Origin of the sequence: Streptomyces mangrovisoli (assembly GCF_000974985.2) — a bacterium.
GTDB lineage: Bacteria > Actinomycetota > Actinomycetes > Streptomycetales > Streptomycetaceae > Streptomyces > Streptomyces mangrovisoli.
In genome coordinates this window covers 39,819-65,624 of sequence record NZ_LAVA02000039.1, presented here as the reverse complement: position 1 = coordinate 65,624, position 25,806 = coordinate 39,819, and the positions used below count along the sequence as shown (strand labels likewise).

At 70.5% G+C, this 25,806-nt stretch carries 26 protein-coding genes; 15 read left to right on the top strand and 11 right to left on the bottom strand.

The features are described 5' to 3' along the window. Nucleotides 1-69 precede the first annotated feature (69 nt). From WN71_RS18370 to WN71_RS18345, 6 genes are all read right to left on the bottom strand, one after another. Complete coding sequence (locus WN71_RS18370) at nt 70-1,887, bottom strand: CotH kinase family protein (protein ID WP_046582797.1); 1,818 nt, start codon at nt 1,885-1,887, stop codon at nt 70-72. Next, complete coding sequence (locus WN71_RS18365) at nt 1,887-2,564, bottom strand: DUF4956 domain-containing protein (RefSeq protein WP_046582799.1); 678 nt, start codon at nt 2,562-2,564, stop codon at nt 1,887-1,889. Before WN71_RS18365 ends, WN71_RS18370 begins: the two co-directional genes overlap by 1 nt. Further along, nucleotides 2,561-3,502, bottom strand: a complete 942-nt coding sequence (locus tag WN71_RS18360) for a polyphosphate polymerase domain-containing protein (protein WP_046582800.1) — start codon at nt 3,500-3,502, stop codon at nt 2,561-2,563. The genes WN71_RS18365 and WN71_RS18360 overlap by 4 nt, the downstream gene beginning before the upstream one ends. A gap of 342 nt (nt 3,503-3,844) precedes the next feature. Next, nucleotides 3,845-4,192, bottom strand: a complete 348-nt coding sequence (locus WN71_RS18355) for a tetratricopeptide repeat protein (RefSeq protein ID WP_046582803.1) — start codon at nt 4,190-4,192, stop codon at nt 3,845-3,847. A gap of 143 nt (nt 4,193-4,335) precedes the next feature. Beyond that, nucleotides 4,336-4,815: a hypothetical protein gene (locus WN71_RS18350; RefSeq protein WP_046582805.1), complete on the bottom strand. Its 480-nt coding sequence runs from the start codon at nt 4,813-4,815 to the stop codon at nt 4,336-4,338. Then, nucleotides 4,812-5,408 (bottom strand): MarR family winged helix-turn-helix transcriptional regulator, encoded by a 597-nt coding sequence (locus WN71_RS18345; RefSeq protein WP_079177938.1) that lies wholly within the window; start codon nt 5,406-5,408, stop codon nt 4,812-4,814. Before WN71_RS18345 ends, WN71_RS18350 begins: the two co-directional genes overlap by 4 nt. Nucleotides 5,409-5,518: 110 nt before the next feature. Here WN71_RS18345 and WN71_RS18340 point away from each other — a divergent pair, with 110 nt between their 5' ends. Further along, nucleotides 5,519-6,484 carry a pirin family protein gene (locus WN71_RS18340; RefSeq protein WP_046582807.1) on the top strand — a complete coding sequence of 322 codons (966 nt, stop codon included), beginning with the start codon at nt 5,519-5,521 and terminating at the stop codon, nt 6,482-6,484. A 975-nt stretch (nt 6,485-7,459) separates the two neighbouring features. Here WN71_RS18340 and WN71_RS18335 read toward each other — a convergent pair. Further along, nucleotides 7,460-7,720 carry a DUF7660 family protein gene (locus WN71_RS18335; protein ID WP_046582808.1) on the bottom strand — a complete coding sequence of 87 codons (261 nt, stop codon included), beginning with the start codon at nt 7,718-7,720 and terminating at the stop codon, nt 7,460-7,462. A gap of 219 nt (nt 7,721-7,939) precedes the next feature. Beyond that, the gene (locus WN71_RS18330; RefSeq protein WP_046582810.1) at nt 7,940-8,332 is read right to left on the bottom strand and encodes a hypothetical protein; all 393 of its coding nucleotides are present in this window, start codon (nt 8,330-8,332) and stop codon (nt 7,940-7,942) included. Between the two features lie 416 nt (nt 8,333-8,748). On the opposite strand from WN71_RS18330, the gene WN71_RS18325 reads away from it, so the two are divergent. Further along, nucleotides 8,749-9,252, top strand: coding sequence for a hypothetical protein (locus tag WN71_RS18325; RefSeq protein ID WP_240529691.1), 504 nt, complete (start codon nt 8,749-8,751; stop codon nt 9,250-9,252). 406 nt (nt 9,253-9,658) lie between these two features. Here the strand turns inward: WN71_RS18325 and WN71_RS18320 are convergent, their stop codons facing one another. Then, nucleotides 9,659-12,838, bottom strand: coding sequence for a CHAT domain-containing tetratricopeptide repeat protein (locus tag WN71_RS18320; RefSeq protein ID WP_046582813.1), 3,180 nt, complete (start codon nt 12,836-12,838; stop codon nt 9,659-9,661). A 184-nt stretch (nt 12,839-13,022) separates the two neighbouring features. Here WN71_RS18320 and WN71_RS41495 point away from each other — a divergent pair, with 184 nt between their 5' ends. Together WN71_RS41495 and WN71_RS18310 are read left to right on the top strand one after the other, a co-directional pair. Continuing rightward, nucleotides 13,023-13,415 carry a hypothetical protein gene (locus tag WN71_RS41495; RefSeq protein WP_143074845.1) on the top strand — a complete coding sequence of 131 codons (393 nt, stop codon included), beginning with the start codon at nt 13,023-13,025 and terminating at the stop codon, nt 13,413-13,415. 3 nt (nt 13,416-13,418) lie between these two features. Further along, complete coding sequence (locus WN71_RS18310) at nt 13,419-14,369, top strand: hypothetical protein (protein WP_046582818.1); 951 nt, start codon at nt 13,419-13,421, stop codon at nt 14,367-14,369. A gap of 172 nt (nt 14,370-14,541) precedes the next feature. Here the strand turns inward: WN71_RS18310 and WN71_RS18305 are convergent, their stop codons facing one another. Together WN71_RS18305 and WN71_RS18300 are read right to left on the bottom strand one after the other, a co-directional pair. Beyond that, on the bottom strand, nt 14,542-16,461 hold the full coding sequence (locus WN71_RS18305; protein WP_143074844.1) for an OmpL47-type beta-barrel domain-containing protein: 1,920 nt from the start codon (nt 16,459-16,461) through the stop codon (nt 14,542-14,544). Between the two features lie 99 nt (nt 16,462-16,560). Then, nucleotides 16,561-17,598, bottom strand: coding sequence for an NAD-dependent epimerase/dehydratase family protein (locus WN71_RS18300; RefSeq protein ID WP_046582819.1), 1,038 nt, complete (start codon nt 17,596-17,598; stop codon nt 16,561-16,563). A 70-nt stretch (nt 17,599-17,668) separates the two neighbouring features. On the opposite strand from WN71_RS18300, the gene WN71_RS18295 reads away from it, so the two are divergent. The 11 genes from WN71_RS18295 (at nt 17,669) to WN71_RS18245 (ending at nt 25,552) form a co-directional block, all read left to right on the top strand. Continuing rightward, nucleotides 17,669-18,709 carry a LysR family transcriptional regulator gene (locus tag WN71_RS18295; RefSeq protein ID WP_046582820.1) on the top strand — a complete coding sequence of 347 codons (1,041 nt, stop codon included), beginning with the start codon at nt 17,669-17,671 and terminating at the stop codon, nt 18,707-18,709. A gap of 45 nt (nt 18,710-18,754) precedes the next feature. Continuing rightward, entirely contained in the window at nt 18,755-19,459 is a 705-nt protein-coding gene (locus WN71_RS18290) for a DUF2470 domain-containing protein (protein ID WP_046582821.1), read from the top strand. A 135-nt stretch (nt 19,460-19,594) separates the two neighbouring features. Beyond that, complete coding sequence (locus WN71_RS18285; protein WP_420856508.1) at nt 19,595-20,005, top strand: GntR family transcriptional regulator; 411 nt, start codon at nt 19,595-19,597, stop codon at nt 20,003-20,005. Next, the gene (locus WN71_RS18280; protein ID WP_046582823.1) at nt 19,983-20,906 is read left to right on the top strand and encodes an ABC transporter ATP-binding protein; all 924 of its coding nucleotides are present in this window, start codon (nt 19,983-19,985) and stop codon (nt 20,904-20,906) included. The genes WN71_RS18285 and WN71_RS18280 overlap by 23 nt, the downstream gene beginning before the upstream one ends. Beyond that, nucleotides 20,903-21,823, top strand: a complete 921-nt coding sequence (locus tag WN71_RS18275) for a hypothetical protein (RefSeq protein ID WP_046582825.1) — start codon at nt 20,903-20,905, stop codon at nt 21,821-21,823. Before WN71_RS18280 ends, WN71_RS18275 begins: the two co-directional genes overlap by 4 nt. A gap of 332 nt (nt 21,824-22,155) precedes the next feature. Continuing rightward, nucleotides 22,156-22,746: a hypothetical protein gene (locus WN71_RS18270; protein WP_046582827.1), complete on the top strand. Its 591-nt coding sequence runs from the start codon at nt 22,156-22,158 to the stop codon at nt 22,744-22,746. Between the two features lie 43 nt (nt 22,747-22,789). Beyond that, nucleotides 22,790-23,149: a PadR family transcriptional regulator gene (locus WN71_RS18265; protein ID WP_046582892.1), complete on the top strand. Its 360-nt coding sequence runs from the start codon at nt 22,790-22,792 to the stop codon at nt 23,147-23,149. Continuing rightward, the gene (locus tag WN71_RS18260; RefSeq protein ID WP_046582829.1) at nt 23,146-24,099 is read left to right on the top strand and encodes a hypothetical protein; all 954 of its coding nucleotides are present in this window, start codon (nt 23,146-23,148) and stop codon (nt 24,097-24,099) included. Before WN71_RS18265 ends, WN71_RS18260 begins: the two co-directional genes overlap by 4 nt. Before the next feature lie 183 nt (nt 24,100-24,282). After that, nucleotides 24,283-24,852, top strand: a complete 570-nt coding sequence (locus WN71_RS18255) for a DUF2231 domain-containing protein (protein WP_052742914.1) — start codon at nt 24,283-24,285, stop codon at nt 24,850-24,852. Between the two features lie 253 nt (nt 24,853-25,105). After that, nucleotides 25,106-25,270: a hypothetical protein gene (locus tag WN71_RS41950; protein WP_167382933.1), complete on the top strand. Its 165-nt coding sequence runs from the start codon at nt 25,106-25,108 to the stop codon at nt 25,268-25,270. Between the two features lie 39 nt (nt 25,271-25,309). Then, nucleotides 25,310-25,552: a DUF5302 domain-containing protein gene (locus tag WN71_RS18245; RefSeq protein WP_046582896.1), complete on the top strand. Its 243-nt coding sequence runs from the start codon at nt 25,310-25,312 to the stop codon at nt 25,550-25,552. The last annotated feature ends 254 nt before the right edge of the window (nt 25,553-25,806 follow it).

The window sequence follows — 25,806 nt, the reverse complement described above, 5'->3', positions numbered from 1 at the left end:
GTGGGGGGAGACGACGGCGCGTCCCGGGCCGCCGCGCGGGGGCGGGCGGTCCGGGACGCCGGGGGGTTCTCAGCCGGTGACCTCCTTGTCCTTGGCCAGGGCTGTCGTCCGGTCGGTGACGGTCTTCATCAGGCTGTCGACGGTGGTGTCCAGGGCGGTGGAGCCGGCGCCCGCGGCGCGCGCCTCCTGGGCCACGGTCTTGAGGTCCTCGACCGCCGCACCCGAGCCGTAGAAGGTCTGGTACAGCTCGCGGTACGCCTTCTTGTAGACGCCGTCGAAGGCGTCCGCGGCGAGGAACTTGGACTTGAGGGCGTGCTGCGCGAATCCGGTCGTGGCGCCGCCCGGACCGCCGCCCTTGCCGCCGTCCCCGCCGGGAGCGCCCTGGCCGCCGCCCGTGGCGCCACCGGGCATCCCCGACGGCATCCCGGACGGCATCCCGGACGGCATCCCCTGCGGCATCCCCGAGGGTGCGCCGGAGGGCATTCCCTGCGGCATCCCGCCCGGTGCGTCGCCCGTGCCGCCTGCGGTTCCGGTGCCCGCCGTTCCGGTGCCTGCGGTCCCGCCGCCTGCCGTTCCCGCTCCGGCCATCCCGCCGCCCATGCTGATCGAGTCGTCCGGTCCGGCCTTCGCGTCCCCGCTGAAGGTCAGGTTGTAGTCCCAGCCCAGGACGGAGAACTTCTTGGTGTCGAGGTCGTACCAGAGCAGGTAGTTCTTGCCCGGTCCCGCCATGTCGTCGAAGTTCAGCAGCAGGTTCTGCGCCGCGAGGTAGTGGGCCAGCGAGTCGACGTCGACGTACTTGTGGAGGTCGCGGGCGAACTCCTTGTCGGAGGCGCTGTTCACCCACTTGATGAGGCGCATCACCGGTTCGAGGTCCTGGCTGCCCTTCTTGTTCAACTGCTCGAAGGAGTCCTCGTAGTCGGTGGGGTCGTCGCCCTGGTAGTCGAAACTGCCGCTCGCCTTCGCCTTGTAGAGCACGCCGTTGCCCTCGGCGACGTCCTCGGCGTAGTCGGTGTCGGGGGCCTCGACCATGAGCCGGGTGGCGACCGGCCGGTCGTTCACCTTCAGCCGGGTGAAGGCGTACCGCTCGGCCTTCTGCCCGGCCTGCTCGGTCAGGTTCAGCGACAGGGCCTCGTTGACGGGGACTTGGGAGTTCGAGCCGGGGCGCAGCGAGATCTCCCGCTCGCCCTGGTAGGCGCGGCCCTCGACGAACTCGTCGATCTTCACGAGCCAGGGCAGCTCCTCGGGCTTGGCCGCGGAGAGGTTGTACTGCGTCATGCCGCCCATGCCCCCCATGCCGGCGGTCGCTCCCGCCCCGCCCGCTCCTCCGGCGGTCTTCTGCGCGCCCTGCTGTGCCCCGGTGTTCTGCGCGTCCTGCGGTCCCGCCGCGTTCTGCGCGCCCTGCGGCAGACCGCCCCCGCCTCCGCCCGGGCCGCCCCCGCCTCCGCCCGGCGCCCCGCCGCCCCCGCCGGGCCCACCCGTGCTTCCGCGCAGCGACGACAGCGTGGAGTTGCCCTTGAGCCGGATGCCGACGTCGTTGAGGGAGACGCCGTCGATCACCAGGTCGGCCTCGATGTAGTCCTTGGTGCCGTCCTTTTGGAACTCCTTCATCATCTTGTCGAAGTCGGTCTGCTGGTAGGTGAGTTGGATCGAGTGCGACACCGAGGTGTCGTACAGGCCGACCGCACCCTTGACGTCGTCGGTGATCGGGTCCGCCTCGACCCGCGAGGACGAGGTGACGTACGGCGAGATCCGCACGTCGCCGAGGAAGTAGACCATCACCGCCAGACCGACACCGAGCGTCGCGACCGGCCTCCAGTGGTGGCGCAGCCGTACGGGCAGCCGGTCCCGCAGCCGTCGGCCGCGCCGAACGGGCAGTTCGTCGGTCATTACAGGTCCGTGGTGTCGTAACCGGTCAGGATCGTGACCCGCTGGCCGGACGTCCGCTCCTGGAGCGCGCTCACGATGTCCGCGGGTTCGGCGCCCTTCTTCAGCCGGACCGTGTAGAAGACCTCGGTCAGTGCGCCGCCGCGGATGGTCTCGGTGCTGACCAGCTCGAACTCGGTGGTGTACTTGATGAGTACGTCCCTGATCTGCGGCGCGTAGTCGTCCCCGGCCGGCACCTGGACCTTGACGACCTGGCGCTGCACGTTCAGCGCGAACCAGTCGAACTTGAACATCACGACGACGACGGCGCAGATGATGACCGCGCCGACCGCGGCCAGCGTGTAGAACCGGGCACCGCACGCCATGCCGATCGACATGGCGAGGAAGATGAAGCCCACATCCCTGGTCTCCTTGACCGCGTTCCGGAAGCGGACCACGGACAACGCTCCGACCAGCGAGAAGGCGCGAGCCAGGTTGGACCCGACGACCAGCATGATCAGCGCGACGATCATGCCGACGATGACCAGCGTCTGGACGTAGGACTGGCTGTAGGAGACGTTGCGGTGCGTGTACCGGTACACGTAACCGATCAGGGTGGACAGGACGAACGACAGCACCATCGCTGCCGCGACGTCGGTCACGCTGAACGTGCCGCTGAGTTCCTGGAGATCGAAGTTCACTGTGCTCCTGCCTTCAACGACGCGGACTGCCGCGTCGGCCGCCACGCGGACGGCGGTTCTTCGGTGGGGGTGGCGGCCGGGCCGTACGTCTCGGGGACGTGGAAGACCGAACGGGGTGCCAGGCCGAAGGTCTCGATGGACTGCACGTACTTCGAGACCCGGATGAGATCGAGGTTGCGGCGCGCGGCCAGGTCGGTGATCCAGTGCGGGGTGCGCTCGTTGACCTTGATCTCCATGACCGACAGGTGCGGTGGGAGGGTGAACCGGTTCTCCGGCTTCGGTGTCCCGAAGTGGAAGTCCCGGTCCCGGCCCCGGACTCGGCGGTCGAAGGTGACCCGCAGCCCGGTGTCGGCGGCCCGTCCGACCAGGGCCTCGCGCTGGTACCCGGTCATCGCGGTGGGCCGCAGGTTCAGCCGGACCACGAGTTCGAGGACCTCCTGGATGAAGGCGCTCTCGCGTGGGGAGTGGTCCACCATCTGCCGCTCGTCGCAGAGTTGGCGCGCCACGTCGTAGGGCAGGGTGATCCGCCGCTTCTGGGTGACCCGGTTCACGCGCTGCTTGATCTCCACGCAGACCGGGGTGGCGTCGGTGACGCCGTCGGGATCGCCGTAGTGCCGCACGCGCAGCTTGCGGCGGAACTTCAGGCCCTCGACCTTCTCCCAGTAGAAGCGCAGATCGGGGGAGTCGTAGTAGAGGCTCCACACGCCGTAGCCGCCGACCGGGCTGTGGAGGTCCTGGTCCATCCGCTCGGCCAGTTCGTCCCGGATGTCGGCCGCCTGCTCCACCGGGACCAGGTACTTGAGCTCGAACCGGTTGAACGCGTGCAGCCGGCTGGCCACATGCAGCGGTTCCTCGACCACCTGATCCGCAGTGTCGTCCGGACAGGGCTCGACGCCCCGGCCTCTGCGCGCCGCCCTTGCCTTGGACAGGAACACCATGCGCCTCCTCGCTCGTACGTTGCGGACCGACCGGCATCGCATACGCAACCAACTGCGCATGAGAGGGGAGTGAGAATCGCGGGTGTATTTCAGTAGTCTCAGAAGTGGCGCAAGGGTTAACGAAAGGTGACGGACGACGTCTTGGGGGCGGGTGCGGCGTTCTGCGGGGAATTCCGTGGGACGGCCGGATGTGTGCGCGTTCGTCATCGCACACGAGGAAAGGGCCTGCGGGGAACGGGCGTGCGAGCACGGGGGCGTGCGAGGGGGGCATGCCGCATGCGTCAGGGCCCGACCCCCGGGAGGGGGTCGGGCCCTGAAGGTGATGACGGGGCTCGGGTGGCGTCAGACGCGGTCGAAGTCGCCCGCCAACGCCGACGCGATCCGCAGATGGGACGCGGCCTCGTCGTGGCGGCCCTGGCGCTGGAGGGTGCGGCCCAGCATCAGCCGGGCGTAGTGCTCCACCGGGTCGCGTTCCACGATGGTGCGCAACTGGGTCTCGGCGCGGCCCAGTTGGGCGGAGTGGTAGTAGGCGCGGGCCAGCAGCAGACGCGGGCCGGTCTGCTCCGGCGCCTCCTCGACCAGCCCGACCAGCACGCGCGCGGCGCCCGCGTAGTCCTTGGCGTCGAAGAACAGCAGCGCTCGCTCCCAGCGCTCCGCCGGTGTCCCGTGGTCGTAGTACGTCGTGTTCACGTGGCCTCCTTCGACGGTGGGAACCGGCGGAGGTTGTTGAATATTCCACCGAATCGGGAGGGGTGGCCGTCGAGCGGGAGGCGGGGCTGGTCGGATCGAGGTGATGCGGAGAGGGGCGGGGTGGTGCGGGTGATGCGGGGAGGTCAGGCGGAGAGCGCCGCCAGCTCGGCCTCGGCCCGCGCCGTGATGGTAGCCAGTACGCGGCCGGCGGCCAGCAGATCCTCGGCCGGGATGTCCGCGTAGATGCGGGCGGCGATCACGGCGGTCTCGGCGCTGACCTCGGCGTAGAGCGTCCGGCCCGCGTCCGTCGGCCGCAGCAGCGGCCCGTCGGCTGCCAGCAGTCCCTGGCCGACCAGCTCCGCGACGACGGTCCGAATGGCCGCCTCGCCGGTCTTGAGGGCCCCGGCGGTCCGGGCGACGACGTCGTCCGCCGCGACGGGCACGTCGGCCTGGGCGACGGGCCGCAGGGTCAGCAGCTGCTCGAAGGTGACGCCACGGCCGGCGAGGACCTTCTCCTGCACCGCCCGCGCGGCGTAGTGGGCGAGGCCGAGCATGCGGCTGTCGGCGGCGGGGGCGTCGGTGACGGGTGCGATGGGTGCGACGGGGGAGGTGTGAGTGGTCATGACTGCTCCTTCTCGTGCTCATTGCTACCGGTGGACGGATCGAGAGGTGCGGTGTACGGATCGAGAGGTGCGCCGGAGGGATCAGGAGATGCGTTGGAGGGGTCAGGAGATGCGTTGGAGAGATCAAGCGGTGCGCTGAACGGATCAAGAGGCGCGTCGAGCAAGGTGGTCAGCTCGCGGGTGAACTCCTTGGTGCGCACGCTGTCCAGGCCGCCCAGCGGCGCCAGCAACTGCCCCAGCAGCCCCTGCACGACACCGATCGCCTGCTTGGTGGTGTCGCGGCCCTGCTCGGTCAGGGTGAGCTGGACGGCGCGCGGGTCCTTCGGGTCCCGGGTGCGTTCCACGAGCCCGGCGGACTCCAGAGCGCGGGCCAGTTTCGAGACGTACAGGGGCTCCAGCCCGGTGTGGTCGGCCAGGCGGCGCTGGCTGGGCCGCAGGCCGGAGCGCTGCATGCCGTACAAGGACGCCACCAGGGAGTACTGCGCGTGGGTCAGCCCCAGCGGGGCCACCGCGCGGTCCACCGCGACGCGCCACTTCATGGACAGCCGCCAGACCAGGAAACCGGGCGTCGCGCCCTCGGGTGCCGTACTCATGACAGATACAGTACATGGCTACTATGTACATGGCTATTAAATCCGCGTGTGAACGTGGACGGCCGGACGAGCGACTGACGAGAGGGCCCGGACGGGACTAGGTTGTCGCCATGAGCAATCTTGATCGCGAGGCCGTGCCCGCGGTGTGCGGCGGCCGTGGCTTCGTGGTGGCGGAGCCGGTGCGCGAGCTCCTCAGCCCGCGCCGCGTCCAGCTCGGCGAGTCCACCGAGGTCCGTCGGCTGCTGCCCAACCTGGGCCGCCGCATGGTCGGCGCCTGGTGCTTCGTCGATCACTATGGCCCCGACGACATCGCCGACGAGCCGGGGATGCAGGTGCCCCCGCACCCCCACATGGGCCTGCAGACGGTGAGCTGGCTGCACGAGGGCGAGGTCCTGCACCGCGACTCGACCGGCAGTCTCCAGACCATCCGTCCGCGTGAACTCGGCCTGATGACCTCCGGCCGGGCGATCAGCCATGCGGAGGAGAGCCCCCGGCCGCACGCCCGGCTCCTGCACGGCGCGCAGCTCTGGGTCGCCCTGCCGGACACCCACCGCCACACCGACCCGCACTTCGAGCACCACGCCGACCTGCCGGTGGTCACCGCGCCGGGCCTGCACGCCACCCTGATCCTGGGCGGCCTCGACGGCGCGACCTCGCCCGGTACGACGTACACCCCGATCGTCGGCGCCGACCTCGCGCTGGCCGCCGGAGCGGACGTACGCCTGCCGCTGGAACCGGACTTCGAGTACGCGGTCCTGTCCATGTCCGGCGAGGCCCACGTCGACGGCGTGCCCGTCCTGCCCGGCTCGATGCTCTACCTCGGCTGCGGTCGCGCCGAACTCCCGCTGCGCGCCGACTCGGACGCCGCGCTGATGCTCCTGGGCGGCGAGCCGTTCGACGAGGAACTGATCATGTTCTGGAACTGGATCGGCCGCACCCAACAGGAGATCGAACAGGCCCGCGCCGACTGGATGGAGGGCACCCGCTTCGGCGAGGTGAAGGGCTACGACGGCGCCCCGCTGCCGGCCCCCGAGCTTCCCCCGTTGCCGCTGAAGCCGCGGGGGAGGGTGCGCTGACCTGCCGAGATGCCTGAGGGGAAACGGCGGCGGAGCTCGCGAGGTCGCCGCCCTCGGCGTGTCCCGGGAGTCCAGAGGCGCGCGATGAGCTGGGGCCGCCCTGTGGATGCGACCCAATGCCGTCGACCAGAGCACATCACGGCGGCCGAAGCGAGATGACGAACCCTGAGGCATTCGCTTGGCAAGCCTGTGTTTCTTGGTGGCGGTTGCTGGGCTGACCGGCGACGCAACGGTTTCGACGGCTGGCGTCAGCGGCTTGCGTTCCCCGGTGTTCCCCGTGGCTTCCCGCGCGGCCTGGCACGGTTGTGGCACGTCTGCCGGGGTGCCGGTCAGGGACAAGGCCGCTGTCAGTGGAGGCTGTTGGCTTCCGTGGCAGAGATGAGCCGGTTCGCTGCTCTCGGTGAAGAACACGGCGGCCAAGGGGGGTGGCCGGATAGGGGTCCCCGGACCACTGGGTCCCGGGATGCCGAATGGCTCCGCACCCACCCCCCTTCACAACCTTCTGATCCGTAGCTCCAGCCAGTCCGGTCAACGACGGTCATTCCGGTTGCTCCCAGGCCTCTGAAGGACGCCGACGGGCGGGGGCAGTCGCTGAGGTTGCTGTACCGCGCTGCTGTACGGCTTGCCTCGCTGCCAGATTCCGGGCGTGAGCCTCGCGTCGCAGCCGGCGTTCATAGTCGGCGATCTGACGGGCGACGGGGACGCTGGTGGCTGTTCGGATCAACCGTTCGTTCTCACGATCCACGAGGAAGGGACCGTTGCCTCCCAACCGAGGGCGCGGTCCGTTCTGACCATCCCAGACCGCCCCCCAGTAGAAGATCCATCCGAACGGCAAGTCTTCTACACGCAGGATGTGAAGGTCGTACTCGAAGAGACTTTGCAGTCTCGGGCGCGTCTGGTACTGGGTGTCGTGCCGTACCGTGGTTCCCCGTGGGGCCCCGTCCGTTCTGACACGAGAGTGGCACGGCCCTTCGGCTACTCGTACACGACGGCTGCGCTGAGGGCCCGCGCGAAGAACGTCCAGTCGCCGTCCGGCGGCATCTCTTCGCCGAGGTACCGGTACGAGCCGGGCGAGTCCGTGATCCACGCGGCGAGCGCACCTAGGTAATCCTCCACGGTGCGGTTCTCCCACTCCTCGCCCCGTCGGTGAAAATCGTCGCAGAGGCCGTGGATCATGGCGGCGAGGGACTCTCGCGTCATGACTTCCTTGAAGGGATCGAGTGCATCGTTCGACATGGCTGGACCGTAGCGTGGTCGACCTGGTGCCGTCCGTCGATTGGCGACGGCTCCACGTCGGCCTTGCAATCTGCCCTCATCCTTGTCAGGTCGGTCACGGTGGCCTGTCGACTGTGCTCGACCGGGGCCACACCTCAGCCGATCATTCACTGAAGTTCAGCGCCGATCGCTGCCGTTCGTGATTGTTGGTGTCAGCCGCTGATGTCAGCCGATGCATCTCTACTCCTCAGCGCAGAGGACTACGTCGGCAGCACGCGCGTACCCCTTTGGGTCATCAACTGCGACCCGTACTCGCCACTGCTGAGGTCCACCGATGTACTTGACGAACCGGCTCTCTCCCAGCACGTCACCGATCACGAAACGCCGGTCGGCCAAGTAGAGGGACCCGTCAAAGACTGTGGTGAACGAGGGATCGGCGGCGACACCCTGACCGTGGTCCATGAACAGCCGGACCTTTATCAGAACGACCTGCGCTTGAACGCGCACGAGGACGTGCGTATCAGAGGACGCAGCGGGAGTCCCCTCCAGCGCCAAGTCGTCGCGGATCCAGTCCGGGGACCCCAAAGCCATGATCGGATTGTTGACGTACAGGTCCACTCCGGCGATCTGCATGGGCCCACCCCATCTGTCAGCTTGAGGTTGCCAACATACTCAGGTACACCCGGTATCCGACCGGCCGGATGGGAGCTCCTAAACGCTCGCCAGGATGGCCCCGCGGCCGGGAATGGCGCTCCCTCCCACCCGGTGCCGGCCGATCCCCCGCCGGAGACATCGCCCTTGACCGGTGGCCGCGTGCGCAGCCGGGGCTTGAACCGGCAGCGAAGGTTGTAACGCGGTCTCTTGGGTGACAGTGCGTGCCGCTACGGTGCAGTTCCCTGGACGATTGGAGAAGCGCCGTGTCTGCTGGGGACCGGTTGGTGTCGCTGCTCGGGCTCGTGTCTGCGGAGCATGGGGTGGATGAACGCCTGGACTGGCGTGCGGTCGAGGATGCTCTGGGAAGCCGTCTTCCGGGGGACTACAGGGCCTTCATGTCCGTCTACGGCGCGGGTGGCCTCGGAGACCTCGGCATCCTGGGGCCGCTGCCCGTGGAGTTCTTGCAGTGGGATCCCGGCAGCATTCTGGACGGCTTGCCTGAGTTCCGGGAACGGTGGGCCGACGAGGGTGGTGTTCCTGGAGTCGACGCCGGCGGCACTTCGGTCATGCCGTGGGGCTCGGGCTGCAACGCCAACGAGCTGGGCTGGCTGATGCGCGGTGACGACCCCGACGACTGGCCGGTGGTCGTCTGGCGCCGGCAGATCAGCTGGGGCGACTCGCACTGGAAGCTCTTCGAGTGCGGCATGGTCGACTTCCTCGTCCGCATGATGCGCGCGGAGTTCGACGACTGCCCACTTGGCGACGCGTCCCTCTGGGGCCGGACCGCCCCCTTCGTCCACTGGCGCGAGAAGCAGCGGCGGTGGCTCGCGGGTCTGAACCCGGAGACGGGGGAGCCGGACCCCGTCATTCAGGACTTTCTCCAGTGGCCGGCGCCCTGACGTGTGCAGTGGCGCCAACCTGGGGCTCAGCTTGGCGCCGCTTCAGTTGGTCCGATGTGGTCTGAAGTCGCGTGTACAGGCTGCCAGTTCTGCCTCATCGCAATGGAGTTCCCTTCATCGGCACTGCTGGCTCCCCGGCTGTGCGGGGTGGGGCCCGGCAGGCTTGCCGTGGCGTGGAGCTCCGCGGTGATGGTCTGGCCGGTGTCGTCGCCGTGCACTGTCACGTTGGCGGCGAGCGTCGCGACGATGCCGAGTCCTCAGCCGTGGGTGGAGCTGCCGGGCGGGTGCTGGATCTCGGGTGCGGCCGTCGCCTGCCCGGTCGGACGTCGTGAGCGTGACGTGGAACATATGGGCGGCCTGCGCCGATTTCAGGTACGGCAGTGCCACGGTCGGAATGCCCATGCCCCTACGCGCCGGCGTGGAGATGGGCTGCCCACAGGGAGGGAGTGGCCGGGTAGCGGTCGCGCATCCCTCGGATGGTGTGGTGCAGGGCGGTCGCGGCGCCTGCAGGATCGAGCTCTCCCGATGGATCTCGGGCCAGGTGGGTGTAGAAGGACTCGGCGATCTCGGCGGCCAGGCGATCGTCGATCGGCCACAGGGTTCCGACGACGTGGGGAAATCCGGCCAGTTGGAAGGCGCTCGTGAGGTGGATGGCCTCGTCCAGCAGTTCGGGGCTTCCCGGGTCCGCGGTGCTGCACGCGGACAGGTACGCCAACTGCGCGTGCGCGAGAGGGGTCTGGGCGAGTACGGAGACGGTCAGCGGTGTGGCGGCATGGTCGTGAAGGAGGAGCCGGCTCTGGGACGGGTCGGTGTGGTTGCTGGCGCCGTGGCACGCGAAGTGCGCGATGGCGCAGTGCGGGAGGCGGGTGAGGACGGCGGTGGTGGTCGGGGTGTCGGCGCTCGCAGAGGGGGAGGCGCCGTCAGGAGCGGGGGCCGGTTCGGTCAGTTGGACCGGACAGGGGAGAAGCCGCTCGACTCGGCGGGCCTCCTCCTGGGCATACCGCAGTGGGCTGTGGCCCGGGGTGGTCGGCATGGAGACGATCAGGGACTGGCCGTCCGGGCGGGGCCGTTGCCCACGGGCGTGGCGCAGGGCGCGGATGGTGGGGGTGTAGGACGAGATCACGCGGTCCAGGACGGTACGCCGTCTCGGCCCCTCGGGGTCGGTGTGAAAGCCCGCGGCGTGCAGGGGCAGGAGGCCCAGCAGCCCTCCAGGCGCCCACCACACACGCGGCGGCGACTGATCGTGGGCCGGAGGGATCGCCTCGCCCAGGGCTTCCAGGGCGGACAGTACTGGTTCAAGTGCGGCTTCCCAGAGCCATTCCAGGACTTTCCGTAGGGCTCGCTGAGCGGCCATCCGGCGCTTGCCATCGGGCGATGCCGCATCGTCCAACGCGCCGTAGAAGAGAAGGACCTGCCTGATCAGAGTGTCCGGAGTCAGGCCGGGCAGCGCACAGGAGCTGATGCCGCGACCCGTGAGCAGGAGTGCATCGCTGCGGTAGCGGCTGATGTTGAAGGTCACCACGGGACCGTGCTCGGCTTCGGCCATGAGGCCCCCCACGGTCGGTGGCAGGCCGAAATCGGTGAACCCCTCGCAGGAGCGGATGCGCCGCAGCAACGCTTCCATCTCGCGTGCCAGATGGTGCCGCTCGGGGCCTGGGCCCTCAGCGCCGTCGGCGGCGGACAGCGGCGGGGCAGAATCCTGATCGAGGACGCTGCGGAGTTCGAGGAATCGCTCGGCCAGGTCGATGTGCCGGTCGTGCAGATCCGTCACGTCACTGCGGATGTCCAGCGTTTGAGAGAGGAGTACAGCTCGTCCCGCCTCGGCGAGCTGCAAGGCCCTGGCGGCGCGGGCCGTTGGGCCGACACTGGTGTCGGCCAGAGCCAGGGCGGCGGCATCCGCCGCGAGCCCCGTCGAAAGTCGCCCTATGGCGTCCTGCTGATCACCTCGCCGCAACCTGCGTGGCGCCACTTCCGGGAGCAACCGTACGGCTCCCTCCAGGAGTTGGGCCGCCCGGGCGGAATCCGAGGAGGCAACCAGACCTGCGCCCGCGCGGGCTGAAGCGACGCGTATCCGTGGTGGTGTCGTCTCCGTCTCAGCCAGTGTGAGGAAGATGCGGAGTGCCTTCTCCCGGTCCTCCGCCACCCCGTCGCGTGTGAATCGTTTGTGCAGGGCACGACCGAGGTGAACCAGAGCCGTGGCCTTCAGGATGTGGTCGTCGGGGAACCGGCGAGCAGCGGCGTGCATCATCTCCGCCGCCTCGTCCAGATCCGTCGGGGCCTCCGTGTGGTCGAACCGCGTGAGCAGTGCGCTGCCGAGGTTGAACAAGCCCATGGCTCGTTCGGGGTCGCCGTTCCGGTTGGCGGCGCCGAGTACGTCGATCGCCTCGTCCAGCTGTCCGTTGCCGTTGAGCAACGAAAGGACGAAGTTGAGTTGGTGCACTTCCTCGTCGGAGAGCCCGGGGAAGAAGCTGTTGTCGGGGATGGCCCGAACCGCGGCGCGGAGCGTCTCGACCGCCTCGTCGATGTCCGGCAGGGCCCGGGTGTGCTGGTAGCGCGCCATCAGGGCGAGGCCCAGACCCCCCAGGCGCAGGGACCGGGCGTGCGGGGCCGGGTGGGAGACGGCCCGGTTCGCGGCACGAGTTGCCTCCACTGCCTCGTCCACATCCTCGGGGACTCTCGTGCGCTCGTGACGCAGCAGGAGGGCGCCGCCGAGGGCGGACAGATACCGGGCCCGATCCGGGTTGCCGTCGGCGGTGGCGCGGACCGCACCCCGGATCAGGTCGATCTCCTCGTCGACGTCTGCCAGTGCCCCTGTGACCTCGTATCGCGACCCCAGGTCGAGGCCCAGTTGATACAGCATTTCGGTACGGTGCGGAGCGTGGCCGGGGGACATGCGGAGAGCGGTACGGAGGGCATCCACCGCCTCGTCGAGATCCGCCAGAACTCGGCTGCGATCGAACCAGCCGCGGAGGACGACGCCGAGATTGTTGAGGTAGGTCACCATCTGCACCGAGCCGCTGGGGGCGCTTCGAACGGCAGCCCGCGCCAACTCCACCGCTTCTCGCAGATCCTCCACCGCCGACGTGCTCAGGTACTGCCCGGACAGGGCAAGACTGAGGTAGGACAGGCAGAGGGCCCGGAACCGATGGTCCTCGGGCAGGCTCTTCAGGATGTGTCGGAACAGGCCCACGACACGTGTGTAGTCGGCCGGCTGCTCGCTGGACTTCAGGCGGGCGAGTTGTTCCTCGGCGAAGGGGATCGCCGCCTCCGCCAGGGAGGGGAGCAGCTCTGACGGAAGACCGTCCATCTCCACGATGAACCCTGCGGCGAGGAAGCGAACGGCGGCCCGCCGGTCCTGGTCCGCCACCGCCGGGGGCAGCGCCAGGGCACGCTGGTGGTGCAGCCGGCCCAGAGTGATCGCGGATTCCAGGACACCCGCAGCGTCGGGATCGCGTTCCAGGTACCGGGCCAGACGATGTGCCTCAGCGCGCGCGGGCGCCGCGAGAATCGCCGCCGGGTCCCCCGTCGTGGCCGCCCGCTCCAATCGTGCACGCAGCGCCGCCAGCAGTTCCTCGCGTTCCCCCATGGACCGACCTCTCGGTAGCCGCCGTTGCTGCTTCGCAACTGCCCACGATTTCAGATCGGTTGATGGAGGTGAACGAGTTCGGACATCATGAACCTGTTTCAGCAACTGCCGACAGCGTGTTCCGCGGCCGCCGCACGCAGGCGGTAGGAGTACGCCGAGGCCACCAACGAAACGGGGTCATGCGGTGGTCGACCACCAGGCCGGATCCTCTGCCACCGAGTCGCGTGAGGACATCGGCTACGTCTGCGGCCAACTGGACCACATACGATCGGTTCTGCAAGCACACGGGGCAGACGGCGCGGCTCCCCTGGAGCATCTGCTGGCCGTACTCGATGACGGTGGAGACCTCACCGCACCGCTGAGCGAGCTTCATGACGCCCTGCTGGTCGCGGGTGATGCCGCCGGCATCCGCGGCCAGGCCCGCGGGCTGCATCCGATCGGGATCGCTCCCACCACGCCGGACGAATGGGTTCTGTTGTGTCCCACCGGCCGGTGTTCTCGCCACGCATGGCCCGACGGCAGCGGACCTTCCCACTGCCAGGTCAGCAATCTGCCTCTGCGCAGAGAGCAGTTGTAGCGGGTGAGCGGATTCCTCAGCGGATTGGGCCAGAGACTCGCCGAGCGATGGCTGACCCTGTTGGTCCTCCCCGGTGCCTTCTTCCTGGCCACCGCCACCGCTGCCCACACCCTCGGCCAGACCCGCGCCCTGGACTTCCCGCGCCTGACCCACCACATCACCCACTGGGCCCGGACTCCCGCGGCAACCACCGTCGGCGGCCAGGCCGTGCTGCTCGCCGCTGTCCTCGCCGCCGCCGCGGCGGCCGGACTGGCCGCCCAGGGCGTGGGAACGCTGGTCCAGCGCGTCGTGCTCGCCGCGGGCTGGCACACCTGGCCGGTCCCGCTGAGACACTGGGCGCACGCCCGCGTCGTCCGCCGCCGCACCCGCTGGACCGCGGCCCAGCAGCGCTACCGGCAACAACTCGACGCCGACGCCCTCACCCTGGCCCGTGACGGGTACCGGGCCGACCCCGCCCCGCGGCGGGTCGCCCACCACGTGCTGCAACGCATCGCTCCCGAGGAACCCGACCGGCCCACCTGGAGCGGCGACCGCGTCCACGCCGTCGTCGTCCGCCTCGAACGCGACCATCACGTGGACCTGCCGCTCCTGTGGCCGCACCTGTGGCTCACCCTGGCCGAGACCACCCGCACCGAGATCACTGCCGCCGAACAAGCCCTCACCCGCGCCACGACCCTGTCCGGCTGGAGCATCCTGTACGCCTCGCTGGCCGCCTGGTGGTGGCCCGCCGCCCCGCTCGCCTTGGCAATGGCCCTGACCGCCAGGTCTCGCATCCGCGGCGCTGTCGACACCTACGCCCAGCTCCTGGAGGCTGCCGCACGCCTCCATGCCACGGACCTGGCTGTCCGTCTCGGCATCGCCCACACCGGCCCGCTCGACCCCGCCCTTGGTGAAGCCCTCACTCGGCAGCTCCGCCCTCGTCCCTCGCCGACCTCCGACGGCATGACCAACTGAACCCCCGGATCAGATCGAACCCGTACGCCACTTCGCTGGACGCAACCACAGCGGAGAGCGGAAGACGCAGAGTGGAAGACGGAGAACGGTAGACGGAGAGCGAAAGCCGAACGGCCCGCAGGTGTGGGCCGCGGGCCGTTCGGTGTGGTGGGTCAGGGTTCGGATCTCGGGGTCAGGAGTGCCCGTGCCCGTTCCCGTGCTGCCCGTGCCCGTGCCCGTTCCCGTGCTGCCCGTGCCCTTGCCCATTCCCGTGCTGCCCGTGCTGCCCGTGACCGTTCCCGTGCTGCCCGTGACCGTTCCCGTGCCCGTGCGTCTCGATCACGATGCCGAGGGACTTCGTCTCCTCGTGGTTCTGGGCGTGGTCGACCGAGCGGAACAGCAGTCGGTGCTTTCCGTCGCCGCACACGGTGAACGCTGACGTGTACTCCTTCCAGCCCCTGCCGTCGAGGTTGTACTCGGTCCTGGCCACGCCGGACAGGTCGTCCGTGGCGGTCAGGGTGACGGTGAGGGGCGAGTGGTGGACGCCGTGCCGGTCGGGGCGCGGGGTCGTCATCGCCTCGGTGACCGGTGGCGTCGTGTCGAGGCCCTCGTTCATCGCCTCGTCGGCCGGGGTCATCTCGTTCTCCGTCGTGGGCGCCGGCATGGTGCCCGAGGCGCTGGTACCGATGGAGCCGACGCGCAGCAGGAGGTTGCCCCAGTCGTCCCAGCCGGTGAGCTGGGTGTGCTGGCCGTCGTTGTTGACGTCGTAGGAGACCGTGGTCTGGCTGATCTGGCCGTCACAGTTCCAGTCGACCTGCTGGTCCGCGGCGGGGACGGTGACGAAGGCGCCGTTCCCCGAGTTGGCGCAGTAGTGCTTGAGGTCGTAGTTGCCGGTGCTGCTCGGGTAGGACCGCTCGTTGAGGCTGTTCTCGTTGAGCGCGCTGCTCTGCCGGGAGAAGTCCATGTTCCCCGTCGTCGTCCCGGAGGTGAGGCCCATCTGGTAGGCGTAGTTCATGACGCTGTAGTACTGCGGCTTGTGGTTGACGTTGTCGTTGCCGCCGTGCTCCAGGTTGAGGTTGTGGCCCAGTTCGTGCATGAACGTGCCGGCCTGCTCGGAGACGGTGCCCACCTGCTTGTCGAAGCTGCCCAGGCTGACGATGAGGTCGCTGCCCGGGGTGGGGGCGATGCCGCTGGAGACGCTGTCCGGCTCCAGGTTGTGGGCCGAGATGGCGTAGTGGAAGATCGGCGCGCGGCCGGTGCTCTTGAAGCCGCCGGTCTCCGTCTTGATCTTGTTGAACGCGTCCCACTGGTAGAGACCGTTGACCGAGGTCCCCAGGTTCTTCGTCTCCGTCAGTTTCCGTGCGGTGCTGAGGTCTCCCCACGTCTTGTCGGTCGCGAAGTCGAGGATGCTGTCAGGCCCGGCGTCCACGTGCAGGTTGATGCCGGTGCTGGGGGAGTGGCGGTGGTACGGCGAGTTCGCGAAGGCGTCGACGACCCGTTTGATCGCTTCCGGCGCGAGGGCGTGGCTGTGCGTGGCGTCCGCCATCCAGTCGACCTGGACGAAGATGTCCGGCTTGTCGACGCTGGCGCCCATCGCGGGCAGGTTGATGAACTTCAGGCCGGGAGCGGCCTGGGTGTGGGCGCTGCCGTCGGTCGGGTTGATGTAGATCCCGTTCTGCTTCCAGCTGTCGGGGATCCCGTCACAGGTCTTGGAGTTGCAGTCGAAGGTGAAGTTGACGGTCGGGTCGACTCCCTGACCGCCGCTGTGGCTGATCACGTAACCGGACGGCGCCGTCGCGGTGTAGCTCGCCGCCCCGACCAGGGGAGCGTCCCATCTGAGGTTGACCTGCCCGGTCTCCCGGTAGATGTTGAACGCCGCGGTGCCCACGTTGCCGCGGGAGTCGGTGCACGCGTTGAAGGTCCAGCTGACGGTGGTGCCCGCGTCGATGCGGTTCGGCGGGTTGATGGGGCAGCCGCTGTAGTTGATCTGGCCCAGGGTCAGATCTCGGTCGCTGTTGTTGGTGAACCGCATGGTCAGCAGGGTGCCCGAGCGCAGTGCGGCGGCGGCCGGCGTGGCGGCCGCCGCCAGAGTGACGAGTGCGAGGGTCAGCATGCCCAGGAGGGTGAGTCTGCCGGGGCGGGGCATGCGTGTGCGGCCGGATCGTCTTTCGGCGACGACACCGACGTTACGCTGTGTGTTCATGTGATCACGTTATGATCGGGCTTCGTGTCCGCCCTGCGGGGCGCGACACGTTGTCACTCCGCTGGCCGCCGGTACGGTGCGGGGTGATGCGGCGCCGAGGGCTTCGTCGACGGCGCCCGGCAGCCAGTCCGCGATGTGGGAGAAGGGGAAACCCAGCTTCTTCGCGCGAGCGTTGCTCATGGCGTAGTGGCGGTCGAGGGAGAACGGCGACGCCGTCTCGCCCGGACGGACGGTGCGAAGGACCGGTTCGCGACCGGCCTGCCTCCCGATGACGGCGGCGAGGTCGCGCACGTCGAGCGGGCCGTCGGAGCAGGCGTTGACCGGACCGCGGAAGTAGGCCGTGGCCGCCCACGCCAGCAGCTCCGCCAGCTCCTCGTAGTGGATGAAGACCGTGGGCAGCGTCTTCGCGTGCACGGTGATCTCCTCGCCGCGGGAGACGCGTTCCGTGTAGTACGCCAGCCGCCCGGTGAACTCCCGCGGGCCGCCGCCGAGCACGTGGGCGCTGCGCACGGACGCGAACTCGAAGCTGCTGGTGTCGCTGGTGTCGCTGGTGCTGCCGGAGTGGGCGGCGGCGTCGGCGAGGACCGTCTCCGCCTGGCGTTTGCCCTCGGCGTAGTGCGCCTCCGAGAACGCCTCGTCGTTCCACGGAAGGTCCAGGGACACCGTTCGGCCGGCCGGGTCCACGGTCTCCTCCGGCACCGCCGTACCCGGCGGCAGGGCGGCCAGGTCCGCGGTCGCGGGGTCGTAGACCTCGATCGTGGACGTCATGACGTAGCGCCGCGTGCGGCCGGCGAAGGCGCGGGCGGCGACGGCCGCCTGCACCGGGGTGTAGCAGACCTGGTCCACCACGACGTCGAAGGCCCGGCCGGCGAGCGCGGCCGCCAGGGCGGCCTCGTCGTTCCGGTCCACGACCAGGTGCTCGACGCCTGCGGGCGGCGCGGCGGAGCCGCGGTTGATCACGGTGACCTCGTGGCCCGCCGCCCGCAGGCGCTTCACCAGGAGCTTTCCGAAGTACCGGCTTCCGCCGACGACGCAGATCTTTGGCATGTCCCGATCGTGGAGCCTTATCGTCATCAGCAGAAGGCCCCACTTGCTGGGCGGGTATTAAGGAGAACTGTTGATCGACGTGCAGCGGCTCAGGGTCCTGCGGGCGGTGGCGGACCACGGCAGCTTCAACCGGGCGGCCGCGTTCCTCCGCATCACGCCCTCGGCCGTCTCCCAGCAGGTGGCTGCCCTGGAGCGTGGTCTCGGCGCCCAGGTCGTCGCCCGCTCCACCCGCGGCGTCACCCTCACCCCGGCCGGCCACATCATGGTCGCCGCCGCCGAATCCGTCGCCGCCGAGCTCAGCCAGGCGCGGCAGCGGGTCGCCCAGCTCGCCACCGGCCGCGCCCGGCTCACCGTGGCCGCCTTCACCAGCGGCGGGAGGCTCCTGCTGCCCGGCGCGTTCACCCGGCTCCTGGCGGTCCACCCCCACACCGAACTCCACGTACGGGAGGGGGAACCCGAGGACACCCTGCCCCTCGTCCGCCAGGGCGCCGTGGACCTCGCCCTCGCCTACCACTTCGACGGCCCGCTCCCCTCCGGGCCGGGCCACGGCGCCGGCCTCCGGTGGACGCCGCTCCTGGAAGACCCTCTGTACGTCGTCCTGCCGCAGGAACACCGGCTCGCGGACCGAGACGCGCTCGACCTCGCCGAACTGGCCGCCGAACCCTGGGTGTTGGGTTGCCTGAAGACCGAGGCCTACCTGCGTCGCCATGCCGAGCGTGCCGGCTTCGAGCCGAAGGTGCACGGGACCACGACCGACTACTTCTTCGCCCGCTCGCTGGTCGCCGCGGGCGCGGGGATCTCCCTGATCCCCGCCATCGGGCTCACCCTGGAGACCCCCGCCATCGGGCTCACCCCGGAGAGCCCCGCCATCGGGCTCACCCCGGAGACCCCCTCCATCGGGCTCACCCCGGACATCCCCGGCCTTCGCGCCGTCCCGATCAAGGCGCCGACGCCGATCCGGTACATCGGCGTCGCCGCCATCGACCACGGCAACCGGCCGCACGTGACCACGTTCATCCACGCTCTTCGCGAGCAGGCGGCGGTGCACGGCTCGCCGGGCACGGAGCCGGGATCGCCGACGTCGGGGCGCTTGGGCGGCAACCATCGGTAGGTTAGGTTAGGCATACCTAAGTTATCGGGCTCCGGGAGGATCCAGATGCGTCAGTCCCCACGGCACGCCGACGCGCCGACCGTCGCGGAACGGGCGCGTTCGATCCTGGCCGTCGCCCACTCCATGACCGTGGTGGCCGACGGACGGCGTATCGAAGTACGGCGTCTCGACGGAGCGGGGGCCCTGGGCCACGTCCACCTGCACGCGCCGTTCGAGGGGCCGGGTGTCCCGCCCGCCGGGCGCGTCCCGGTCAGGCTGGAACTCACCGACATCGCCCCCACCCCCGTACGCGACCGGCTGCGCGCCCGCGTCACCCTGGCCGGGCTGCTTGCCGCGCCGTACGATCCGGAGTCCGCCGACAGCACCTGCGTGGAGTTCGGGCAGTGCGTCCTGGAGGACGCGAGCGGACGCTCCTACGTGACCCTCGCGGAGCTGGAGGCGGTCGAGCTCGATCCCCTCGCGGCCGCCGAGGCGGGCCTGCTGACCCACCTCGTCGACGAGCACTCCGCGCTCGTCCCGCTGCTGCTGCGCCTGGTCCGTCCGTTCCCGGGCGGCGGTGTGCGGCGCGTCCTCCCGGTCGCCGTCGACCGCTACGGCCTGACGCTGCGCCTCGAGTACGCACGCACCCACCGCGACGTCCGGCTGCCCTTCGGGAGCCCCGTGGGCCACATCGATCACGTCGGCCCCCGGATCCAGGCCCTGCAGGCCGCGGCGCGCCGTTCGTCCCACACGGGGAATCTGCTGACCTGAGCCGCGAAGGGCTGGATCCGGCCGTCCTGTCCGGCCGCAGTGCCGTCGGTGACCTCCTGGTGGCCGAGCTTGACGTGCGTCGATCTTCCAATGCATCATTCATGTAGTTCATTGGTGCTTTGGGGGTTGGCAGTCGTGGCGTTCGACTTCCGGATCGATCGGCGTGGCGGCATCCCCGCCTACGTACAGATCATCCAGCAGGTCCAGCAGGCGTTGCGGCTGGGGCTGCTGGAGCCGGGCGACCGGCTGCCGACGGCCCGTGCGGTGGTCGAGGCGACCGCGCTCAACCCCAACACCGTGCTCAAGGCATATCGCGAGCTGGAATCCCAAGGCCTGGTCGAGACCCGGCGCAGGCACGGGACGTTCGTGACCGGCACGCTCGGCGCATCCTCCGCCGACTCACCCTGGCATGCCGAACTCGCCGACGTGGCCGCACGGGCCCGCGCGTCCGGTCTGGAGCGCGACGACCTCGCCGCGCTCTTCGCCGACGTGCTCGAAGACCTCTATTCATCGAAGGAACCCGATGTCGTATCCCCCCAGCCCTGACGTGGCGCTCGCCGCCGACGGCGTCAGCAAGCGGTACCGGCGCAGGGGTCCGGACGTACTCGACGACTGCACCTTTCGCATACCCGCCGGGGTCGTCTGCGCCCTCGTCGGCCCCAACGGCGCCGGAAAATCAACCCTGTTGGAGCTGGTGGCCGGAATGCGGCGACCGACCTCCGGGGAGGTCACGGTGGCCGGCGGCGCGCCGCGCGCCGGGCACCCCCGCGTCGCGTACCTCGCCCAGCACCGGCCGCTCTTCCCCCGGTTCACGGTCGCCGAGACCCTGCGTCTGGGCGCCCGCCTGAACGGCGCCGACTGGGACGCGGACCTCGCCGAGCGCGTCGCCGACGCCGGGAACTTCCACGAGAAGGACCGGATCGGAGACCTGTCCGGCGGCGAGCGCACCCGCGTCGCGCTGGCCCTGACCCTCGGCAAGCGCGCGGACCTGCTGCTGCTCGACGAGCCGATGGCGGACCTCGACGTCCTCGCCCGCCAGGAGGTGATGGGCCTGCTCATGGCGCATGTCGCCGACACCGGCGCCACCGTCGTGATGTCGTCGCACATCATCTCCGAACTGGCCGACGCCTGCGACCACTTGCTCCTGCTCGACCAGGGTGCCGCCCGCCTCTGCGGCGACATCGACGAACTCACCGCCTCGCACGCCGTGGTCACCCTGGCGGGCGGGCCCGAGCGGCTGGCCGGCCACACGGTGATCGAGTCCCGCCCGGCCGGCCGGGGCACCAGCGCACTGATCCGCCCCTCCGGCGCGCCGCTGCCCGCCGACTGGGAGGTCCGCACGCCGTCCCTCGAAGAGCTGGTCCTCGCCCACCTCGGCGCACCCGCAACCCCCCGATCCCCCGTCCCGCCGACCCCGGACGCATACCTCAAGGAACCCGCCGTATGAGCACCCTCACCACCCCGGCCGCCGGGACCGAGTCCCCCCGCCCGGGGCGCGCGGGCCGGATCCCGCCCCTCGTGCGGATCGCCGTACGGCAGTACTGGATCCCGCTGCTGGTCGCGGCGCTGCTGCTCGCACGTCCCGCCGCCACCGTGATCTACCACTACGGCGGCTGGGCGGACGCCGAAACGCTGCGCGCCCACGTCGGAGCCAAGGCCTATCACTGGGGCACCTACATCGACGGCGCCTACAACAAGACCGCGAAGCTGATGAGCGACGGCTCCGAGATCGCCTTCCGGCCCGCGCTGTACGCCGCCCTGCTGAGCGGTGTGCTCACCGCCCGCGAATGGGAGTCCCGCCGCGTTGTCCTCGCCCTGACCCAGTCGATCAGCCCCCGGCGCTGGTTCACCGTCCGCTGGGCGACGCTGGCCGCGGCCCTCGTCGTGCTGGTCACGCCCGCAGTGGCGGCGTTCCGCGTCAGCGCCGCGCACGCCTTCGACCTGAACCTGCTCACCTTCGGCGCCGAGCGGCAGAACGCGTACTTCACCATCGGCCCGGTCACGGTCGCCTACGTCGTGCTCGGCGTCGCGGCCGGAGCCCTGACCGGCACGCTGCTGCGCCGCACCTGGGCCACCCTGATCGCCGCACCCGCCCTCACCTGGCTGGCCGCCTGCCTGCTGGTCCGCTCCCGCGCGGTGATCCTCGCCGACCCCTGGATCTTCTCCGAAGTCCACGGCTTCCACATGGGCGGCGTGCTCGGCCTCATGTTCTGGGACGCCCTGCCGCAGGACGCGTACCTGACCAACTCCCTGACCCCGGGCGACTACTGGGGTTACCAGATCGCCTACAGCATCCTCGTCCTGGCGCTCGCCGCCCTGCTCGTCCACGCGGCCCTGCGCGCTCTGCGCCGCCGCGTCGCGTAGCCCCCCGCGCGGCGCCCGCAGCGCGCCGCCCCGTGCCCGAACGGGCGGACCCGGTACGGCATTTCACCGGCCGGGTCCGCCGGCACACCTCCCGAGACCTGCGCCCGGCCCGCGGCTGCCTTTCCGCCGCCCACGCTCCGGTTCGACGACGTCTCTCCGCACGCCTTTCTCGGCCCTGCGCCTCGCACTCCGCATCCCGCACGTCCGCACGTCCGCGAGAACCTGCCGCCCGGCAGCGCCCCGCCGCGCGACACGCGGTGATTCGGACTGCCCCCACCACCTCACTCGACCCTGCTCCGACCCGTTCCGACCTGCTCCGAGAGGAAAATTCCGTGAACCCCTCCGGCCACGAAACGCATCACCACTCCGCTCCCGTCGACGGACATCCCGCCGCGCAGGAGTCGTCCACGTGGGCCGCCCCGACCCGCATCACGTGGCTTCTGGCGGTGGGCAGCCTGCTGGGCATCCTCAAGCAGTTCGCCGCCGCCTCCTCCTCCTACTCCTCCGAAGAACTGAACAACGTCCTCAACCTTCCCGTGCTCGTCCTGACCGTCGGCGGCATCCTGGCCATGTGCCTGTCGCCCTGGTGGAGCCGCGACCGGAAGTGGATCGCGGCGGCGTGGCTGCTCGTGCCTAACTGGCTCGCCGCGCTGCTGGCAGTGGTCCTGCCGATCGACGACGACGTCGTCCGCTGGGCCCTGAACGTGGTCGCTGTAGGCGTCCGCATCGGCGCCCTCCGGTGGCTGTGGCTCTCCCGTACGGCGCCCGCCCCCGACCGGGAGCGGTTCCGCCTCCCGCGCTGGGCGCGGATCCTCTGCTGGAGCGTCGTACTCCTGGTCGGTGTGATCGAGGTCCTGATGTGGGGCATGTCCCTCGAACTCCTCCAGAACAGCGGCATCAAGAGCGGCAGCCTCACCCCGTGACATGCTCGCCATCATAGTCAGTCATGCGATATATATAGCGCTCATGACTAACAGGGATGGCCGGCAGCCGATGCGGGAGCCGACGCTGCTGCTGATGGCCGCGCTGGCCGACGCGCCCCGGCACGGGTACGCACTGATCGCCGAGGTCGAGCAGATGTCGCAGGGCCGGGTACGCCTGCGGGCAGGCACGTTGTACGGAGCACTGGACCGACTGCTGGCGGAAGGGCTGGTACGGGTGGAACGCGAGGAGGTCGTCGACGGCCGGGCCCGGCGCGTGTACGCGCTCACGGAACCCGGCACGGCGGCGCTGGACGCCGAGGTGGGGCGGATGGAGGCGGTGGCCCGCGAGGCGCGCCGCCGGCTGGGACGCCTCTCGGGCGGCGCGCAGGGGGTGACGGGATGAGCGCCCTGCTGCGCGTGGCCGTACGGCTCCACCCCGCCCCCTACCGCGCGGAGATGGGCGACGAACTGGTGGACGCCGTGCTCGCCGCGACCGCCGGCCGCGGGCGGGGCGCGCACCTCGCGGAGGCGGCCTCGCTCGCCGCGCACGGGTTGAGGCTGCGGGCGGGGCTGGGCGCCGAGCACCCCAGGGGCCGGGCGCTCGCCGCCCTCGTCCCCCTCGCGCTGGGCCTCAGCGTCGCCGGCGACCTGGCCTTCCGGATCCTGCAGGCCGACATGTTCCGGCGCGAGCTGACCTGGGACCAGATGGAGCAGACCTTCGGCATCTACCAGGGCCTGGCGGGGGTCGTCCTCGCGGCGCTCGCGCTCGTCGCACTGCTGACCGGACGGGTCGCGCCGGCCAGGGCCCTGGGGACGGCGGCCGGGGCGGCCACCGCCTGGTCGGGGGCCGTGGCCGTGTCCCACGCGCTCGCGCACCAGGGCTCCGTGCTGTGGCTGCTCGCCGGAACGGCCGGGCCGCTGCTGGCCTGCGCGCTGCTGTGGGCGGCCCCGCTGCGGCTGGCCTCCGGGCCCGGCGACCGTACGGCCTGGTCCGTCGTGGCCGCCGCGCTGCTCGCGCTGGTCGTGCTGAACAAGGTCCCCGGCTCGAACGTCTGGGCCGTGACCGACCTGGCCCTGCTGCTCGCTGCTGGCCTCGCGGCCCCGCGCAGCCGCCCGGCGGCGCTGGCGGGACTCGTGGCCCTGCTGCCGCTCTACCCCCTCGCGGCCTTTCAGCTGTCCCAACAGACGGGCCTCGTGTTCACCGCGCGGATCGAGGCGGGCGCGGCGCTGGCCGTCGTGACCGCCGTGCTGGTGTTCTGCGCCCGCGGCTGGACGGCGCCGCGGCGCGGCCGCCGGGCCGCGGGCGGCGACGGCCCGCACGGGGACACCGACGGCGGCCCGCTGCCGTCCTGAGCCCCGGCGCTCGCAGGCAGTCGGTGGGCCGCCGCGGACGCGGTGGGCCACCGGCCGTCCCGGCACGGGTGACCGACGTGAACCGGACGGCCCGCCACCCCGACACCCGGGCGGCGGACGGCCCGGCGGGCGGTTCGGGTGCCGGGGGTGGGACGGCGGCGGGCAGCCGGGTAGCCGTCCGGTATGAATACACACGCCTTCACCCCCGCCCCGCAGTCCGGGCAGGCCCTGGCCCGGACGACTCTGGACACGGCGTCGACCTGGTGGCTGACCACCCTGGACCGGCTCGAACGCACCACGCTCGCGGATCCGGCGATCCGGGCTCTCCAGCGGGGCATCCGCTCGCTCCCGCTGGGCGAGGCACGCGACCTGCTGCGTGGCCGGCCGCTCGGCCATCCCGTGCATCCCGTCCTCGTGCAGGTGCCGATCGGCTGCTGGCTCTCGGCGGCCGTGCTGGACGTCGTGCCGGGAACGGCTCACGCGTCGACCACCCTGACGGCGGTCGGCCTGGTGGGGGTGGCCCCGGCGGCGGTCACGGGCTGGGTCGACTGGGCGGACCTGCCGCCCGAGCAGGCCCGGGTCGGTCTGGCCCACGCGGTCACGAACGTGGCCGCGGTGGCGTTCCACGCGGCGTCCTTGACGGCTCGGCTCCGCGGTCGCACGGCGAAAGGCCGACTGTGGTCGCTAGGCGGCCTGGCGGCCGTCGCCGTGACCGGCGCGCTCGGCGGCCATGTGGCCTACCGGCGGCCGTAGGAGTGCCTGCCGACAGCGAGACCGAGACCGCGACCGCGACTGAAGCGGCGGCCGAGCCCGAGCCCGAATCGGCGGCCGACACCGGGCACGACGGCCCCGGGACTCCTGGGCGAGTCCCGGGGCCGTCGAGTGGAGGGCCGCGCGTGCGGTACGGCGCCTGCGGCACGGCTCCTCCGTCAGCCGGCTGCCCCCCGTGCAGCCGTTGCCGATCGTCAGCGTTCCGCTCAGGGTCCTTCCGTTGGCGGTGTTGGCCATGTCGATCGAGCAACTGCCGTCTGTGACCTTGTCCGTCGTCGTGAAGACCACGGACGTGGAGTTCTCGGCCCGCGTGAAGTACGAGATGTCCAGCGGTGATCTGTCGCCGGCCCCGATGATGTTGGTCCGCGCAGGGTCGGCGCACGAGCGGCGCACGGTGTGACAAGCTGTGCTTCCCATCGTCCGAACCCAGGAGGTCACCGTGACCGCAGAGTCTGCACCCCGAGAGGGTTCGGAGTCGGCCGAGCCCGAGACGTCGCCGCTGGCCCCCGACAGCGACGGCAACTACGACTTGAAGCGCAAGTTCCGCGAGGCGCTGGAGCGCAAGCGTGGTGCGCAGGCGGACTCCGGCGACGTCGCCGCGGGCGGTGACGCGCCGAAGGTCCGCAGGACGAAGGGCCCGGCCGCGAGCCAGCGCAACTTCCGGCGCAAGAGCGGCGGCTGACCCGGACAGGGTCGATCCGGCTGATCCGGCCCCACCTGCTCTCCATGCCGACCGCCTTCGGGCGGTCGGCGTCTTGCTGTCGCCGCCGCTGTTGCTGCTGTGGCTGCCGCCGTTGCCGTAGATCCGCCTGAGTTGTCGCCTCCCCCCTCCCTGCCGCCGGACTCCCCGTCCGGCGGCACTGTCATGTCCGGGGCGCCCTGCAAGGCCGGCGCCCCCGCGCCACACATTAGATCTTGCGTGTTCAATTTTTATTG